3 protein-coding genes are annotated in these 3,058 nt (G+C 73.3%); all 3 read left to right on the forward strand.

The window, feature by feature from the left end:
• Nucleotides 1-145 precede the first annotated feature (145 nt).
• The gene (locus tag IE330_RS32780; RefSeq protein ID WP_190139812.1) at nucleotides 146-1,927 is read left to right on the forward strand and encodes a phosphatidylglycerol lysyltransferase domain-containing protein; all 1,782 of its coding nucleotides are present in this window, start codon (nucleotides 146-148) and stop codon (nucleotides 1,925-1,927) included.
• Nucleotides 1,924-2,595 (forward strand): hypothetical protein, encoded by a 672-nt coding sequence (locus IE330_RS32785; protein ID WP_190139813.1) that lies wholly within the window; start codon nucleotides 1,924-1,926, stop codon nucleotides 2,593-2,595. The genes IE330_RS32780 and IE330_RS32785 overlap by 4 nt, the downstream gene beginning before the upstream one ends.
• Nucleotides 2,596-2,828: 233 nt before the next feature.
• The coding region (locus IE330_RS32790; RefSeq protein ID WP_190139814.1) for an adenosylcobinamide-GDP ribazoletransferase at nucleotides 2,829-3,058 on the forward strand (230 nt) is incomplete at its 3' end.

The following is a 3,058-nucleotide window of genomic DNA, read 5'->3' on the forward strand; positions in this document are numbered from 1 at the left end:
GGTCGCCGGTCGCCGGTCGCCGGTCGCCGGTCGCCGGTCGCCGGTCGCCGGTCGCCGGTCGCCGGTCGCCGGTCGCCGCGGAACGGCCGGGCCCTCGGGGCCGTGCCCCCATATCACGTCACACCGCCCCATAAGATCCCTTTTCATGGGAGATGAACGGCCGAGGGAAGAGCAGCGCAGGACGTCCACCGCGGTCTCGCGGAGAGCCGCGGCGGCGGCCGTCTGGTACCTGCGGGCCGTCACGTTCGTCAACTTCCTCAGCGCCGTCTGGGTCTCCCTGGGGCAGGACCTCAGGCGGCACAACACCGAGGACTACTTCACGCCGTACCTCCTCACGGCGGGCTTCGCCTCGGGCCTGTTCACCGCGTTCCTCGCGGTGACCATGCGCCGCCGCAAGCGGGCCGCGTGGATCCTCAACACCGTGCTGAGCGGCCTGTTCCTGGTGCTGTTCGCGGTGGCGATGTTCTTCCCCGAGATCCGGCGGCACGCGCAGAACTGGGTCTCGCTGGCCCTCACCGCGGGCTTCGTCGCCGCGCTCGTCGCCGGGCGCCGCGAGTTCTACGCCAAGGGCGACCGGGCGAACCCGAAGCTGGCGGCGGCCGTCGCCGCAGGCGGTCTGCTGGTCACGTCGCTGCTGGCCGCGCTCCTGGTGACCGTCACCAACCACGCCCACGACGAGTACCGCTCGACGTTCCTGGACCGCTGGCGCTACGGCACCATGCGCCTGGTGTCGCTGGCCGCCGACGACGAGCGGTTCACGGGCATCACCACGCCGGGCTGGGTCGACGTCGCCGTCAACGTCCTCAGCACGCTGCTGCTCGTCGCCGTCCTGTACGCCGCCTTCCGCTCCCGCAAGGCCGTCGACCCGCTCACCGAGGACGACGAGGCCCGGCTGCGCGCGCTGCTCGACAAGCACGGCGAGCGCGACTCGCTCGGCTACTTCGCGCTGCGCCGCGAGAAGAGCGTGGTGTGGTCCCCGACCGGCAAGGCCGCCGTGGCCTACCGCGTGGTCGGCGGCGTCTCGCTGGCCTCGGGCGACCCGATCGGCGACCCCGAGGCCTGGCCCGGGGCGATCGAGCCGTGGCTGGCCGAGGCGCGCGCGCACGGCTGGACCCCGGCGGTGATGGGCGCGAGCGAGGAGGCGGGCACGATCTACGCCCGGCACGGCCTCGACGCCCTGGAGCTCGGCGACGAGGCCCTCGTGGAGACCGCCGCCTTCACCCTGGAGGGGCGGGCCATGCGCACCGTCCGCCAGGCCTACAACCGGGTGCGGCGAGCCGGGTACACGGTGCGCGTCCGCCGCCACGCCGACATCCCCGACGACGAGATGGCGTACCTCCTGGAGCGCGCCGACGACTGGCGCGACGGCGCCACCGAGCGCGGGTTCTCCATGGCGCTGGGGCGCCTCGGCGACCCGGCCGACGGGCAGTGCGTGATGCTGGAGTGCAGGGACAGCCGCGCGGGGGAAGGTGAGGGTGAGCTGAAGGCGCTGCTCTCTTTCGTGCCCTGGGGGCCGCACGGGCTCTCGCTCGACCTGATGCGCCGGGACCGCGACGCCGACAACGGCCTGGTCGAGTACATGATCATCGAGCTGCTCCAGCGCGCCGCAGAGATCCAGATCACGCAGGTGTCGCTGAACTTCGCGATGTTCAGATCGGTCTTCGAGCGTGGCTCGCGGCTCGGCGCGGGCCCGGTGCTGCGGCTGTGGCGCTCGCTGCTCAGCTTCTTCTCCCGGTGGTGGCAGATCGAGTCGCTGTACCGCGCCAACGCCAAGTACCGGCCCATCTGGGAGCCGCGTTTCCTCCTCTTCGAGAAGAGCGGTGACCTGCCGCGCATCGGCATCGCGTCCGCCCGTGCCGAGGGCTTCCTGGAAGCGCCGGGCCTGCCGAAATGGCTGCACCGTACACACTTGGAGTCCCGAAGATGAACACCCTGTCCCGGCTGGCCCGTGCCGAGTGGGGCGCTCTCTCCCGCGCCGTGCGCGACGCGCTCGTGGCCCGGCGGCTGCGGGCGATCCCGATGACGCTCGGCGCGGTCTGCCTGACGGGGCTCTTCCAGTACGTGCAGAACCAGTCCTGGGGCTACCGGCTCGTCCAGGACATCGGCTCGGTGCGGGCCGAGGATCCGCTGTGGCTGGCGCTCCTGCGCACGCCGCTCTCGCTCTTCGTCCCGGCCCTCGACCTGCCGGTGTGGGGCGCGCTCGTGCAGATCCTGCTGGTCTTCGGCATCGCCGAGCTGTGCCTCGGCCGGTGGCGGACGCTGCTCGTCGGGTACGCGGCCACGCTGGCGGGCACCCTGTACGCGCGCGTGGCCATCGCCCTCGGGCCCGACACCTGGCTGGGGCTGCCCGCCTCGGACGCGCGGGTCGTCGACACCGGGCCTTCGGCGGCGGTCGTCGGGCTCGCGGTGTTCGTGTGCTGGCGCTATCGCGCGTACGGCACCGGGGTGCTGGTGGTCGTGCTGATGGTGGTGGAGGTGCTGGTGAAGAACAACCTTGCGGGCAAGGAGCATCTTGCGGCCATTGCCGCGGCTTTGGTGTTGTGCGCGGTTGACGCGGGGCGGCGGGGGTGGGGGCGGCCCGGGGCATCGTCCTGACCCGCCGCTGCGCGGCGGATTCTCTCCCACCCGCCCGCCCGTACAGCCCCGCTGGGCCGCCCGGGCCGCCTGTGGGGGTGTTTCGCCGTCGGCGCCTGCGGGTGCGTGCTCGTGCCGCCGCTGCGCGGCGGATGCTTTCCCACCCGCCCGCCCGTGCGGCCTCACCGAGCGGCCCTGCCTCCCCGTGGAACCGCGCCGCCGTCGGCGGGTGCGGGTGCGGGTAGCTTGGGCTGATGTCCAGATCCAGTCCTGGCGACGGTCTTCGGTTCGCCTTCGGCACGCTCAGTGTCATCCCCGTACACGTCAGGCGCTGGGACCGGGACGCCGCCCGCGCGGGCATGCTGTGCGCGCCGGTCGTGGGGCTCGTCCTGGGGCTGGGCGCCGGGGCCGCCGGGGCCGCCCTGGTCGCGCTCGGCGCGAGCCCGCTGCTCGCCGCCGTCACCAACGTGCAGCTCCGCGAGGG

Origin of the sequence: Streptomyces longispororuber (assembly GCF_014656095.1) — a bacterium.
GTDB lineage: Bacteria > Actinomycetota > Actinomycetes > Streptomycetales > Streptomycetaceae > Streptomyces > Streptomyces longispororuber.